12 protein-coding genes are annotated in these 14,926 nt (G+C 28.4%); 5 read left to right on the top strand and 7 right to left on the bottom strand.

The window, feature by feature from the left end; genetic code table 11:
- Positions 1-11: 11 nt before the first annotated feature.
- From der to aspS, 5 genes are read right to left on the bottom strand one after another with little or no spacing between them, the layout of a single operon-like run.
- Complete coding sequence (gene der, locus XO12_RS02440; protein WP_047265024.1) at positions 12-1,340, bottom strand: ribosome biogenesis GTPase Der; 1,329 nt, start codon at positions 1,338-1,340, stop codon at positions 12-14.
- 14 nt (positions 1,341-1,354) lie between these two features.
- The gene (locus XO12_RS02435) at positions 1,355-2,911 is read right to left on the bottom strand and encodes a S1 RNA-binding domain-containing protein (RefSeq protein ID WP_047265025.1); all 1,557 of its coding nucleotides are present in this window, start codon (positions 2,909-2,911) and stop codon (positions 1,355-1,357) included.
- Positions 2,911-3,753 carry a 4-hydroxy-3-methylbut-2-enyl diphosphate reductase gene (ispH, locus tag XO12_RS02430; RefSeq protein WP_047265026.1) on the bottom strand — a complete coding sequence of 281 codons (843 nt, stop codon included), beginning with the start codon at positions 3,751-3,753 and terminating at the stop codon, positions 2,911-2,913. The genes XO12_RS02435 and ispH overlap by 1 nt, the downstream gene beginning before the upstream one ends.
- 5 nt (positions 3,754-3,758) lie before the next feature.
- Positions 3,759-4,424, bottom strand: a complete 666-nt coding sequence (cmk, locus tag XO12_RS02425; protein WP_047265027.1) for a (d)CMP kinase — start codon at positions 4,422-4,424, stop codon at positions 3,759-3,761.
- Between the two features lie 11 nt (positions 4,425-4,435).
- Positions 4,436-6,196, bottom strand: a complete 1,761-nt coding sequence (gene aspS, locus XO12_RS02420; RefSeq protein WP_047265028.1) for an aspartate--tRNA ligase — start codon at positions 6,194-6,196, stop codon at positions 4,436-4,438.
- A 231-nt stretch (positions 6,197-6,427) separates the two neighbouring features.
- On the opposite strand from aspS, the gene XO12_RS02415 reads away from it, so the two are divergent.
- The 4 genes from XO12_RS02415 (at position 6,428) to XO12_RS02400 (ending at position 9,784) form a co-directional block, all read left to right on the top strand.
- On the top strand, positions 6,428-7,768 hold the full coding sequence (locus tag XO12_RS02415; RefSeq protein ID WP_175419637.1) for an S-layer homology domain-containing protein: 1,341 nt from the start codon (positions 6,428-6,430) through the stop codon (positions 7,766-7,768).
- Positions 7,769-7,935: 167 nt separating this feature from the next.
- A complete protein-coding gene (locus tag XO12_RS02410; protein ID WP_047265030.1) occupies positions 7,936-8,136 on the top strand; it encodes a hypothetical protein in 201 nt (66 codons plus the stop codon).
- Positions 8,121-8,615: a hypothetical protein gene (locus XO12_RS02405; protein WP_047265031.1), complete on the top strand. Its 495-nt coding sequence runs from the start codon at positions 8,121-8,123 to the stop codon at positions 8,613-8,615. The genes XO12_RS02410 and XO12_RS02405 overlap by 16 nt, the downstream gene beginning before the upstream one ends.
- Entirely contained in the window at positions 8,612-9,784 is a 1,173-nt protein-coding gene (locus XO12_RS02400) for a transglycosylase SLT domain-containing protein (protein ID WP_047265032.1), read from the top strand. The genes XO12_RS02405 and XO12_RS02400 overlap by 4 nt, the downstream gene beginning before the upstream one ends.
- 13 nt (positions 9,785-9,797) lie before the next feature.
- Here the strand turns inward: XO12_RS02400 and XO12_RS02395 are convergent, their stop codons facing one another.
- On the bottom strand, positions 9,798-10,982 hold the full coding sequence (locus XO12_RS02395) for an MFS transporter (RefSeq protein WP_047265033.1): 1,185 nt from the start codon (positions 10,980-10,982) through the stop codon (positions 9,798-9,800).
- A gap of 120 nt (positions 10,983-11,102) precedes the next feature.
- The gene (gene dnaK, locus XO12_RS02390) at positions 11,103-12,911 is read right to left on the bottom strand and encodes a molecular chaperone DnaK (protein ID WP_047265034.1); all 1,809 of its coding nucleotides are present in this window, start codon (positions 12,909-12,911) and stop codon (positions 11,103-11,105) included.
- A 302-nt stretch (positions 12,912-13,213) separates the two neighbouring features.
- Between dnaK and argS the strand changes: the two genes are divergently transcribed.
- Positions 13,214-14,923, top strand: coding sequence for an arginine--tRNA ligase (gene argS, locus XO12_RS02385; protein WP_175419636.1), 1,710 nt, complete (start codon positions 13,214-13,216; stop codon positions 14,921-14,923).
- Positions 14,924-14,926: the final 3 nt, after the last annotated feature.

Raw genomic sequence — 14,926 nt, 5'->3', positions numbered from 1 at the left:
ATTCTATTTTATTATTTGGTTCTATTTTTAAACTTTATAAATATGGGCGAGCCAATAAAAGGATCAATATATCGTCTGATCATATTTTGAATAGCTCTTTGATAAGTTTTAGGAATTTGTTGAGGCATATTACTAAAAAATATGAAAACAGGTGGTTTAATATCAACCTGCGTTCCATAATAAATTTTTATTCTTTTTCCTTTTCGGATCGGTGGAGGTGATACCATCATAAATCTTTCTAAAGCTGCATTTAACGCACTTGTAGGTATTCGTTTTGTATAAGAATTGTAGGCAGTATCTATAGCATCCATTAATTTTTCAATGCCCCAATGTTTAGCAGCTGATGTGAATATAACAGGACTATAATTTACAAAATACAATTCCTTTTCGAATAAATTTAAGTATTCTTCAATTCGTTTATCATGGTATTTTACCAAATCCCATTTATTAAAAGCAATTACAGTAGCCTTTCCTCTGTTTTCTGCTGCACCTATAACTTTTTTATCCTGTTGAGTAATTCCCTCAACCGCATCTATAAGCAAAACAACAACATCAGAATTTTCAATTGCTCGAATAGTTCTAACTGTACTATACATCTCGACACTACCATATTTGGTTTTTGACTTTCTTTTTAAACCAGCAGTATCTATAAAAAGATACTTTTGTCCGTTTATTTCTACTAATTCATCAATGCTATCTCTTGTTGTTCCCGGCACATCTGAAACAATAGCTCTATTAATACCTGTAATAGCGTTAAAAAGAGAAGATTTACCAGCATTTGCACGTCCAATTAAAGCCACCTTTATGATATTTTCGTCTTTTTCTTCCTCAGTTTCATATTGAGGGATTTTTTCAAAAATATTTTCTATTAATTCATCTAAATTTTTATTATGTTCCGAAGAAATAGGAATAGGTTCTCCTAAACCTAATTTATATAGTTCAGGTAATACATTAATTTCAAATTTTTCATAAGATTCAACCTTATTTGCCACTAATAGAACTTTATTTTTAACTTTTCTTAATACATTTGCTAAATAATAATCTTCAGCAGTTAAACCGTTTTTACCATCAACTATAAATAAGATTAGATCTGATTCTTTTAAAGATTCCATTACTTTATTTTTTGCAATTTCTTCTAATTCATTTGTAGGTTCTTCAAATATTCCGCATGTATCAACTAAGGTGAAGGCACGCCCATCATAGCGTGCCTCACTGAATATTTGATCTCTAGTTACACCAGGATAGTCCATTACTATAGCTTTTTTTTCCTTTATCAACCTATTAAAAAGAGTTGATTTTCCTACATTTGGTTTTCCGATAATTAGCACAACTGGTTTCATTTAATTCACCTCTATTATTTTAATAAACTTATAATCATGTTTCCCTTTTGTTCTTCATTTTCAAAATCTATAGATAAAATTTCACCTTCGACTTTAGTACCTATTTTTAAAACATCTTCAATGGTTTCATTTTCAGATAAGTCAATTTTTGATTTTGGAATAAATGCCTCTACTTCGTAATCATCAACAAGTACAACAGCGCCTTTTCCAACATATTTCAAGATTTTTCCGCTTATTTTATCTCCTTTTTTTAATTCATTGGAAACTTTTTTCCATGGATTTTCTTTTGTCTGCTTAATACTTAATTTTATTTTTCTATTATCTTTATCTATATGTAACACTTTAACTTTAATTTTATCCCCTTCTGAGAACAAATCTTCAATATTATCAACAAAATTCCACGATAATTCGGAAACATGTGAAAAACCTGTTAAATTATTATCTAATTTTACAATAATACCATTTGGTAAAAGTTTCTCTACCTGTCCGTTAATAATATCTCCTTCTTTTAACTTATCATCAATATCTTCCCATGGATCTCCTATTACCTGCTTATAACTTAAAGTTATTTTCTTTTTATCTTTATCTATTGAAATAACTTTAACCTTTATTAAATCTCCTATTTTAACTATATCTTCAATTCTACCTTTTCCTGTCCAGAAAATTTCAGATTCATGAACAAGACCTTCCACGCCTTCATCAAGTTTAATTGCAAAACCAAATGGAAAAATTTCAACCACTTCTCCAGTAACAACAGAATCAATCTGGAATTTTTTTTCAATATTTTCCCACGGATCATCTTTTAGTCTTTTTATAGAAATGGAAACCTTTTTTTCCTCTTTGTCTAATTTTATAATAACACCTTTTATCTTATCTCCAATTGAATAGGATTTTGTATGATCGAACTTTTTATCCCAGGATAATTCGCTTCTTGGAGCTAAAGCGGTAACATATGGATTTAAATTAACAAATAAACCAAAATCTTTTATGCCACTTACAATTCCTTCAACAATCATATTTAAGTGATGATTTTCAAAAAATTCATCGACATATTTTTCAATAATGCCTTTTCTTGATACGACAATATTTATTTTTTTTCTTCTCTTTTCATTTTTTAATACAAGAAAGTCCATTTCTTCTTTCGGAAAATCATGACGTGGATTAAGCATTGATAATGAACCCGGTAAAAATGCATTTATAACATTTTCTAATTCTACAATGTAACCTTTTTCAATTTTTTCAACAATTTTACCTTTCACAATTTTACCTTCAACGATATTTTCTATTATAGCATCTCTTTTTGCAGCTTTCTCTGATCCGAATGCCTGGCCTTCAGATTCATTGATTTTTAATAATTTTACAGTAATTTTATCTCCTGATTTATATTCTTTAATATTGTTTAATAAATAATCTTTTCCAACATACACGTCAAAAGGCTTTCCTTCTGCGCTAACAAAAAGACCATCTGAACTAATAGAAATAATTTCACCTTTTATAATATCCCCCTTTTTTATTTGAAATTCTGTTTCCTCGCTTAGTAATTTTTCAAATTCATTTTTATCTTCAACCATCAAAAACCCCTCCTTAAAAATTCGATAACTTCTTTGATAGATTTATTTGGTGTAGAAGTACCTGTTAAAATACCTATTTTTTTTATTCTGGAAAAATCAATATACAATAATTCTTTAACCGAATCTATATGAATAGAATTGTTATTGTATTTTTTAGAAATCTCATATAGTTTTCGAGTATTTGAACTATGTTTTCCTCCTATTATTATAACAAATTCTGACCAAATTGCAATATCTTTAGCTTCTTTTTCCCGGATTTTTGTTTCATAACATATAGTATCTTTTACTACCAATTCATTATATTCCGAAAGTTTTGCAATTTGTGATGCAAAATCTTTAAAATTATTATAATCCATAGTTGTTTGAGTGATTATACATAATTTGTTATATTTAAAAGATTTAGCATTTTTTAATATTTCTATTTTTTTCTCATCTATATTACCTTTTAATCCAATCATTTCAGCATGATCTTTCTTTCCATATGCGACAATAAAGAACCCTTTTTTTTGCATATTGTAAGCATAATTAAAAACCTTTTCAACAATAGGACAGGTTAAATCTACAACACTTTTAAAGTTATTTTTTAAAAAGTTCTTATCTTTTTTAGGAATACCATGAGCACGTATAATACAAATAGCTTCTTTTGAATTCTCTGGTAAATCATTTAAAGAATAGAAAAAATTAATATTTTTAGATACAAGTTCGTCTTTAACACTATTGTTATGTACTAAATCACCATATATATATACATTTTTATTTTTTTTTGCCAGTTCTAGGGCCTTTTCATAAGCTCTTTCAACGCCATAACAAAATCCAATTTTTGAAGCAAGGCGTATTTCCATTTAAATCACTCCAGATTAATCTTTTTCAAGATAATTTCTTTTATTTCATCTACCACAGTTTTTATATCTTTTCCTGTAGTATTAACTATAATTGCATCATCAGCAGGTTTTAAAGGGGCGATTTTTCGCGTAGAGTCAGCGATATCCCTTTTTTCTATCTCTTTCATAACATCCTCTAAACTTACATCTTCACCCTTTTCTATTAATTCTTTAAATCTTCTTTTAGCTCTTTCTTCAATAGATGCAGTTAAAAATATTTTTATTTCAGCATCAGGTAATACAACAGTTCCAATATCTCTGCCATCTATAACAACGCCGTTATTTGAAGCTATATTACGTAATATTTCATTAACTTTTTTTCTAACACCTGGATTTTTTGCTACTATTGAAGCAGCTTTACCGATTTCTGACGTCCTTATCTGAAAATCCAGCTTTTCATCAAACAAATAATAATCTCCATCAATAATTTTTATATCAAAAGATTTTAACGCATTTATTATATCATTTTCATTATTTAAATCAAAACCCTTTTTTTTCAGGTAATATCCAAATGCTCTATATAATGCTCCACTATCCAGATAATATAAATTAAATATATTTGCAATTTCTTTTGCAATAGTACTTTTACCTGAACCAGCAGGACCATCAATAGCTACTTTAAACTTATTCATTCTAATCCTCCTTAAATATCGAGCTTTATTTTTAATTCTTTTAATTGCTTTTCTGAAACAGAAGATGGTGCTCCAGTCATTGGGTTGGAACCACTTGCGGTTTTTGGGAATGCAATAACCTCTTTAATAGAATCTTCACCAGCCATAATTGCAATTAATCTGTCAAATCCTATAGCAGCGCCTCCATGTGGTGGTGGTCCATATTTAAATGCTTCTATTAAAAATCCAAATTTTTCGTTGATTTCTTTTTCACTTAAACCTATTAATTCGAATATTTTATTTTGTAAATCTTTTCTATGAACCCTTATACTTCCGCTTGCCATTTCATATCCGTTGATAACTAAATCATAACATTGAGCTCTTATTTTTAGTGGATTTGAATCCGCAAATTTTTCAAACTCATCTAATTTTGGCATAGTAAAAGGATGATGTTCTGCAACCAGTCTATTTTCTTCTTCATCCCATGTAAACATTGGAAAATCTACAACCCACAATACGTCAAAACCTTCTTTTTTCTCCATTTCTTCTTTAATTAATTTAACTCTAATATGTCCCAAAATTTTGTTTATTTCTTCTTTTTTTCCAACTAAAATAAACGCGATATCATTATTTCCAATATATCCGTTTTTTACTAGTTCATTTAGTTCAGGCTCTGCAAATTTTTTAATTGATGATTTAATATTTCCATTTTCATTTTTTACCCAGATTAATCCTCCTGCGCCAACTGATTTTGCAAAATCTGTATATTCATCGATTCTTTTTCTTGAAAATTTATTTGCTTTTTCTTTTAAAACAATACCTTTAATAGTCTGATTGTTTTCTATAGCATTTTTTATAAATTCTGCATGGGTGTTTTGAAATATTTCTGTAAAATCATTGATTTCAAGGCCATATCTTGTATCGGGCTTATCAGAACCGTATTTATCCATAACTTCATCGTATGTATATCGCTTTAATGGTAATTCTAATTCATAATTTATTAATTCTTTGAATAATTTTTTTAATAATCCCTCAGTAAAATTCAAAATATCATCCATATCAACAAAAGACATTTCAAAATCTATTTGTGAGAATTCTGGCTGTCTATCTGCTCTAAAATCTTCATCCCTGAAACATCTTGCAATTTGAAAGTATCTATCAAATCCAGAAACCATTAACAACTGCTTAAATAATTGTGGGGATTGTGGTAAAGCATAGAAAGTTCCTGGTTTTAGTCTTGATGGAACTAAAAAATCTCTTGCACCTTCAGGTGTGCTTTTAGTTAAATAGGGAGTTTCTATTTCCATAAAATCATTTTTCGAAAAATATTCTCTTGTTATTTGAAGAGCCTTATGACGTAAGAATAAATTTTTCTGCATTTTTTCCTTTCTTAAATCAAGATATCTGAACTTTAATCTTAAATTTTCTGAAATATCTTCATCTTTGTTTATATAAATAGGTGGAGTTTCAGATTCTGATAAAATTTCAAGGTCTTCAACTAAAATCTCGACTTCTCCGGTTTTCATATTTTTATTTATTGCATCATCTGGTCTTTTTCTAACAATACCTTTTATGGCTATAACATATTCATTGCCTAAAGATTTCGCTATTTCATAAATTTTTTCATTATCCGGATCAACAACAAACTGAACTTTTCCATAACGATCTCTTAATAATCCAAACTTAATTCCACCTAAATCTCTGACTCTTTCCACCCAACCATTTAATATGACATTTTCTCCAGTATTATTAATATTCAATTCACCACATTTATGAGTTCTTTTTAAACGCATTGAAACACCTCCGTATTTATATTTTTTAAGGAATTTGTTATAATGATATAGAAAATAGTATTGATAAAAATCAATATTAGGGAAATCAACTTTCAATTTCAATAAAACTTATTAAAGTATATCATAAAAATATGTCTAAAAATACTAATTTATTTTACCATTTTTTTTGATTTTTGTGGTAAAATAAGATTGAGAGTTAGAAAATAATAAAAATTTTTTGGAGGTGTTAGGATGAAAAAGATCTTAATTATTTTAGCCGTTTTATCTTTAGCTGTATTTTCATTTGCGGCAACAACGTATAAAGATGTTCCGGTTAATCATTGGGCATTTGATTCTATTGAAAGGTTATCTTCTTTAGGCATTATTGAAGGATTTCCAGATGGAACATATCAAGGATTATCACAGGTAAATAGATATCAACTAACAGTTGCACTTGATAGAGCTTTGAAATATGTAGAACAACAATTGTTTGCAACATTAGCAGAAAAGGTTGTAAGTCTTGATAAACAGGTTCAGGAAATTGAAAAACAATCAAAAGGCATGTCAAAAATGGAAGTTGAAGCGATGATAAAAAAATCAATAGCAAATATAGACACAACGCAATTAAATTCAAAAATAAACGAATTAGAAACTTCTATAAACGAGTTAAAAAGTGCTTATGATGTTATTAGCTTTTTGAGTACAAAAATTGACAATGTTGAAAAAAAGATAAATGAAATGCAATCAAACAAAATGATTGAACAAAAAATATCAAATTTGGAAAATAATCTAAATATGTTAAAAAATTTATCCGGTGATTTAACTGCTCTTAAAAAGGAAGTTGCTTCAAATAAAACAGCAATAGAATCAATTGGAATACTAGCTAATAAAGTAGCTGATTTAGAAATGAAAGTGAATTCAATAGATTTAGAAAGCATAAAAAATGAAATATCAGATTTTGAATCAAAATTAGCTTTAAAAGCCGATATTGATATGGTAAACACTGCAATTGATACAAAAGTTAGCGAATATTTGAAAGATTATACTAAACTTGAAGATTTGAGTAAAGTTTCATTAGAAATAACTACTTTAAATTCAAAAGCATCATCATTAGAAAATTTATATAATGGATTAAATAGTAAGTTATCAAAATATGAGGAATTAAATTCAAGTTTAAAATCTGTTGAAACATCAGTGGCTGCAAATGCTGAAAAAATAAAGGAATTAACTTTAAATTTTGATAATTATGTAACAAAAGATACATTGAAAGAATATGTAACATTTGGTGATCTAAAACAATATGCAACATTAGGAGATTTAAATGCCAGATTAAAAGATTATGCGTTAAAAACAGATCTTGAAAAATATGCACTTGTTGCTGATGTTGACTCGAAACTCGATAATTATGTAACTAAAGCAAATTTAGAAAAACAATTAGAAAAATATGCAATGTCAGATTCTGTTGTGGATAAAGCAAGAGTTGATAAAATAGAAAAAACAGCAAATCAAGCAAATATTTTAGGTTGGCTTGGAATTGTATTGGGAGTAGCTGGAGTTGCAATTTACTTTATCAACCCATCGAATTATAAATAAAAAAAGGCGGCAATTTAGTCGCCTTTTTTTATTTATAATTGAAATTTTATAACTGTAATAACCTATAAATAGAATATATTTAAATGCAGCTAATTTTATGCTATAATATTATCAGTAGATATAAATATATTTAAAAACTGAATTTCTCATGTGAAAGGATGGTAATTATGAATAAAAAATTTAACTGGAAAGAGAAATTTAATGAATATAAGAATGATGAGGAATTGAGAGAGGATTTAAACAAATTTAGATCCGGATATTATAAAAGAAATGATGATTGTTCCGAATGTTTACAATGTATAGGTACTATTGCTGTTGCTGATACCTGTTGTGAATGTATGGGAGGAGATTTATGCCCTTGTATTTAAGGAACAAAAGTGTTTTAACAGCAATATATTTATCAATTGTAGTAATTCTTTATATTATTGCTAAATTTTTTCATATAGCTCCAAATATTATTCCATTATTAATACCAATATTTATCCCGCTGTTAGATAATTTATATTATTCGATAATATTTACAGTGGGATTTTTATTTATAATGTCTATTTTTGGCTTTTTTATTCAAGTTTCGTCTTTAATTTTTCTCTTTTTTATTCCGATAATAGTTTTCACGTATTCTAAAAAAATAAAATATATTATAACCTCATTAACAGCTTTTATAAGCACAATGATAATAACAAAATTTTATTATTTTTTAATACCAGAATATATGAAAAATAATTTTATGCTATATTTTTTAATAATTTTTTATGTTCTGGGAATAAATATATATGGATTAATTATTTTAGAATTAGCCGGAAAAGTTGAAAACTATTTAAAAAAATATTATGGGGGAGATGAATGATGAAAAAATTTTTATTATTATTTTTTATGCTATATTTTTTAATAATTTTTTCTGAAGATGACCCATTTAAAATACCTGATATGGATATGGATATTAATATGAATTTCAATTCTGATATAGAAAATTTGTTTTCTGAAGAATTTAATAAATATTTTGATGAAATGAATAAAGAATGGGAGGGCCATTTAAAAATAATGGATGAACAATGGCAAGAATTATATGAAGAGAGCCAGAAGGAATGGGATAAATACTATAAAGAATATCTGATAAAAGAAAAGAAATTTTTAGAAAATTTTGAGAAAATCTGGGGAAAACCATTTGAATATTCATCGCAAAAGTGGTTTGAATTTTCTGAAGATTTGAAAACATTTAGTGAAGTGAGTTTTAAAAGTGATGAGAAAAATAAAAATGGATATCTGGAAGTAAAAACAATTATAGAAAAAAATGAGAGTCCAGAAAAAGCTATGGAAAAAATAAAAGAACAATTGAAAAGAACTATCAGCAAAAAAGATGAATTCACCAAAAAGCCAGTTCTTGAGAATCTTATTGACAAAAAACAAATTGAAAATCCGAAAATAAAAAAAGAAAAAGAAACTGTTGATGGTAAAATCATATATAAAACAAAGATTCCAATTATAAAAAATCCTTTTCTGGAAAAGGCAAAGCAATATATTCCAATAGTTAATAAAATATCAAAAAAATATGGATTACCAAAGCCATTTATTCTTTCCATAATACAAAAAGAGTCGTCATTTTTACCATACGCAAGATCAAAAAGTGGAGCTCTGGGATTGATGCAATTAATTCCCAGATATGGTGCAACTGAAGCATATATTTTTCTTTATAAACGAAAACCAAATCCGAGGATATTGGTGAATGAACTATATAATCCAGAAAAAAATATTTTATATGGGTCAGCTTATATATATTTATTGCATACAAAATATTTTAAGTTTGAAAATGATTATTCAAAAAGAAAATATATGGTTATTGCAGGATATAATATGGGACCAGTAGCAATTTCAAAAAGAGTCAGGGGTTTGAATCTTGAAGAGATGAATTTAAAATCTTTGTATAATTATTTATTATCAAATACGAGAAAAGAAACTTCCGATTATTTAAAAAAAGTTTTGGAATATGAACGTAATTGGGTAAAAATTTACCCGTAGAAAAATGAACGCTTCATGCAGAAGCATTCATTTTTTCTTTTAGCTTTTTTTGTTTTTTTCTTAATAAAATTAATTCTATAGTACCGGTAAGTGAAATAATCCCGACCAGAATATATGTAAAAATAGTCCCCTTATAATCAAGTGCCATACCAATAAACGGTGATAATATCGCAAAACTTAAATTAGCTGCAAGACTTACCATTGAAATTACAGTTGCTCTATATTTATCTTCTACTTGGTGATTAATATAAAAATTCATTGTTGGTCTATAAAGACTTCTAACTATTTGTTGCAAAGTCAGAAAAGCTATTGCCAATTTTGATATAAAAATTACTGGTAAAATAAAACTTAAAGTGGTTATTCCAAGTAGAGTTAATAAAACTTTTCTTGGACGAATATCTTTAATTTTCATTGATAAAAATTTAGAAGCCCAGGCGGCTATAATATTAAAAGCAAAAAAAATAACACCATACCATTTAACGTCTATATTTACAATAGAAAAATATGGTTGATATAGCCAGAACCCTATTCTAAAAGTAAAACCAATAAACATGGCGTAAACCAGTGCCCATAAAATCCTTGGTGTGTTTATTGCGAGTTTGAAACTTTTGAAAACATGTATAGTATAGCTGTGCTCACTTTTTTCTCGTTCTGTCTCCACAAAGAGAAATGCTATAAAGGAACCGATTATTACACTGAGTACGCTAATCCAGAATGGAAGAAATTTATTATAAGAATATAAAAAACCGCTGATTATAGAGCCAAATGCATGACCTAAAAATAAATAAGAATTACTTTTTCCTTCAATAACCTGGAAATCATTTTTTCTGTTTAATTTGATTAAACTTTCGTATAATAAAGCTGAGTCTGCCCCGCTTGATAAAGTTAATCCAATTCCAAATAATATCTCAGCTAAGGCAAAAACCCAGAAAGAATTAAAAACAATATACAGAGTCAACCCCAGAGCTGCAAAAACACCAGATAAAAAAAGGGAAAGTTTTCGTGAAACTTTGTCAGCTAAGCTTCCGGTAGGAACTTCAAACAGAAATATAGAAATGGAATAAATGCTCTGCAATAACATTATTTCGGAATAGTTCAGGCCTTTAAATATCATATAAGGAACTACAATAGGACCAATAATTCTAAAGTTAATAAAAAATCTGTAAAATGGGTAAATAATGACGTTTTTGTTATACATTACATCCCCCCCTGAAAAATATTTCAGCAATTATACAGGAGGAATATAACAGATACATTTCATCAAATTTACAAAATATAAAAAGCTGGATCTATACAGATCCAGCTAAATAATTATTAATTAACTATTTTGATTTTGTGTATCTTCGGGGTTTTGATTTGCACTACCCTGTGCTGCTTGAGCTTGCTGATATATATATTGTCCTAATTTCATTGATTCGTTTTTCAAATCTTCCATAACTATTTTCAACTTAGCTATATCATTATTGTTTATAGCGTCTCTAACATCTTTGATCAATGTTTCTAATCTTGTTTTTTGATCTTCAGGAACTTTGTCTTTATTTTCGTTAATTAATTTCTCTACCTGATATGCTAAATCATCAGCCTGGTTTTTAAGCTCGATTTCTTCTCTTTTTCTCTTATCTTGTTCTTCATACTCTTGAGCTTCTCTAATCATTCTTTCAATATCTTCTGAAGATAATTTATTTCTACCTGTAACAACCATTGATTGTTGTTTTCCGGTTCCTAAATCCTTAGCTGAAACGTTAACTATACCATTAGCATCTATATCAAATGAAACTTCAATTTGTGGAACTCCTCTTGGTGCTGGTGGTATACCGGTTAATTTAAAACTTCCAAGGAAGAAATTATCTCTTGCTAAAGGCCTTTCTCCCTGGAAAACTCCAATTTCAACTTCACTCTGGAAATCAGCAGCGGTTGTAAATACTTTACTTTTTCTAATTGGGATTTTGCTGTTTTTAGGAATAATAACTTCCATTAAACCACCTTTAACCTCAACACCTAATGATAAAGGTGTAACATCAACTAAAACTAAGTCTTGTTCCGTGTTTCCAGTCATAATTGCGGCTTGCACAGCAGCACCAACAGCAACTGCTTCGTCTGGGTTAACGCCTTTACTTGGATCTTTTTGGAAAATTGATTTTACTAAATCCTGAACAGCAGGAATCCTTGTTGAACCTCCAACTAATAGGACGTCATCTATTTCCTGTGGAGATAAACCAGCATCTTTTAAAGCGGTTTCAATAGGACCTCTTGTTGATTCAATTAAATCTCTTACCAATTCTTCGAATTTCTTTCTTGTTAATGTTTTTTGTAAATGTACAGGTTGTCCATTTACTACCGTTATAAATGGTAAATTTATTTCTGTTTCTAATTTTGTAGAAAGTTCTATCTTTGCAGCTTCTGCAGCTTCTTTTAAACGTTGCATAGCCTGTCTGTCATTTGATATATCTGAAGCATGTTCTTTCTTAAATTCTTCCACTAACCAGTTTATTATTCTCTGGTCAAAATCATCTCCACCAAGGTGGTTATTACCAGAAGTAGATACAACTTCAATAACACCTTCGCCAACATCTAAAATAGAAACATCAAAAGTTCCTCCACCAAGATCATACACAACAATTTTTTTATCTTCATGAACCTTATTTAATCCAAAAGCAATTGAAGCAGCTGTTGGCTCGTTGATAATTCTCAAAACCTCCAAGCCTGCTATTTCTCCAGCTTCCTTAGTTGCCTGTCTTTGAGCGTCGTTGAAATAAGCAGGTACTGTAATAACAGCTTTTTTGATTTTTCCGCCTAAGTATGCTTCAGCATCTCTTACTAATTTTTGTAAAACAAATGCACTTATTTGTTGAGGAGTAAAGCTTTTATTATCTATACTTACTTTATAGTCAGACCCCATTTTTCTTTTTATTGATCTAATAGTCCTTTCAGGGTGTAAAACAACCTGCCTTTTTGCTGGTTCCCCTGCGATAACTGTTCCATCTTTAGAGAAATGAACAATTGAAGGAGTTGTTCTTTTTCCTTCTGCATTTGGAATAACTTCAACATTTCCGTCTGGTTTCATCCAGGCAATAGCTGAATTAGTAGTACCCAAATCAATACCAACAACATATTCTTTTTCAGCCATATTATCAACCTCCTTGATTAATCTTTTTTAACTTCCGTATATATTATACTCCAAAAATATAAAAAATGTTCAATTGAAAAGAAAAATTAACCAAAGCATAAAATCATTTATATTACACATTTATATATTAAAATAATATATATTTTACGAAAATTTATAGCAATCTTAACTATTAACTGCTATATAAATATGAATAAAAAAATAAAAAACTAAGAAATCCATAAATTAATTTATACTTTTTTTAACAAAATCTATGTTATAATTATAATATAAATTAGTAAAAATGAAAGGAGTGTTTGTTTATGAAGTTGATTGAAAAAATGTTAGAAGAATTGTTAATAGAGTCAGTAAAAAAAGTATATCCAGAAATAGAAATAAAAAATCCAGTTGTTCAAAAAACGGCGAACGAAAACTTTGGTGATTTTCAAACGAATTATGCAATGATAAATGCAAAAACTTTGAAGAAATCACCGAGAAGTATTGCGCAGGAAATTGTAGATAATCTTCCAGAAAATAATATAATAGAAAAAGTAGAAATAGCTGGACCAGGATTTATAAATTTTTATATAAGAAATGAATTTTTAACAGGTTATTTACTAAAAATAGAAAATGAAAACCCGGATTTTTCCTTTATAAAAGATAAAGGAACTGTAGTAATAGATTATTCCTCACCCAATATTGCAAAGCCAATGCATATAGGCCATTTAAGGAGTACTGTAATAGGGGATTCAATAAAAAGAATATATAAATATTTAGGATATAATGTAGTTGGAGACAATCACCTGGGTGATTGGGGGACGCAATTTGGAAAATTGATAGTCGGTTATAGATTATGGTTAGATAAAGAGAATTACGAAAAAGATCCTATTGGCGAGATGGAAAGGATATATGTAAAATTTGAAAAAGAAGCAGAAAAAAATCCCGAATTATTAGAAGAAGCAAGACAGGAATTAAAAAAATTACAAGATGGAGAAACTGAAAATAGAAAATTATGGCAGGAATTTATAGATTTATCATTAAAAGAATACAATAAAATATACAAAAGAATGGATATAGAATTTGATACATATTATGGTGAGTCTCATTATCATGAAATTATGCCAGAAATAGTTAAGATGCTTCTTGAAAAAGGTATAGCAACATATAGCGAGGGTGCTGTTGTTGTATTTTTTGATGAAAAAGAAAATCTTCCGCCGGCAATAATACAAAAGAAAGATGGAGCATTTTTATATGCAACATCGGATTTAGCCTGTATAAAATTTAGAAGAGAAACATACAAACCAAATAGAATACTATATGTCACCGATGAAAGACAACAAACACATTTTAAACAGGTATTTAATATCGCAAAAAAATTGGGATGGGATGATAATTATCAACATATATGGTTTGGATTAATGAGATTTGCAGATGGGGTATTTTCCACAAGAAAAGGTAATGTTATAAAATTGGAAGAATTGCTTGATAAAGCTGTAGAAAAAGCGAGAAAAATAGTTGAAGAAAAAAATCCAAATTTAACAGATGAAGAAAAAAATGAAATAGCAGAGGCAATAGGTATAGGAGCGGTAAAGTATTCAGATTTAAGTCAGAACAGAATAAGTCATATAATATTTGACTGGGATAAAATGTTATCTTTTGAGGGAAATACAGCACCATATTTATTATATACATACGCAAGAATACAGTCATTAAAAAGAAAAGCAAGCGAAAAAGGATATAAAATTGAAAACTCTGAATTGATTATAAATGAAAAAATAGAGAGAAAATTAGGTCTATTATTAACTCAATTACCTGTAATAACAATGAGAGCAGCAGAAGATTACAAGCCAAATTTAATAGCTGATTACTTATTTGAATTAGCGCAAACGTATAATTCTTTCTATAATAATTTACCTGTTTTAAAAGAAAAAGAGGATATATTAAAATCAAGATTGTTGTTATCTCATCTGGCAGGAGAAGTATTGAAAAAAGGATTGGATTTATTGGGGATAAGAGTTGTAGACAAGATGTGAGGT

This window comes from Marinitoga sp. 1154 (assembly GCF_013363285.1).
GTDB lineage: Bacteria > Thermotogota > Thermotogae > Petrotogales > Petrotogaceae > Marinitoga.
Note: the sequence above shows the minus strand (reverse complement) of the source record. Positions and strands in the feature narration are given on the sequence as shown.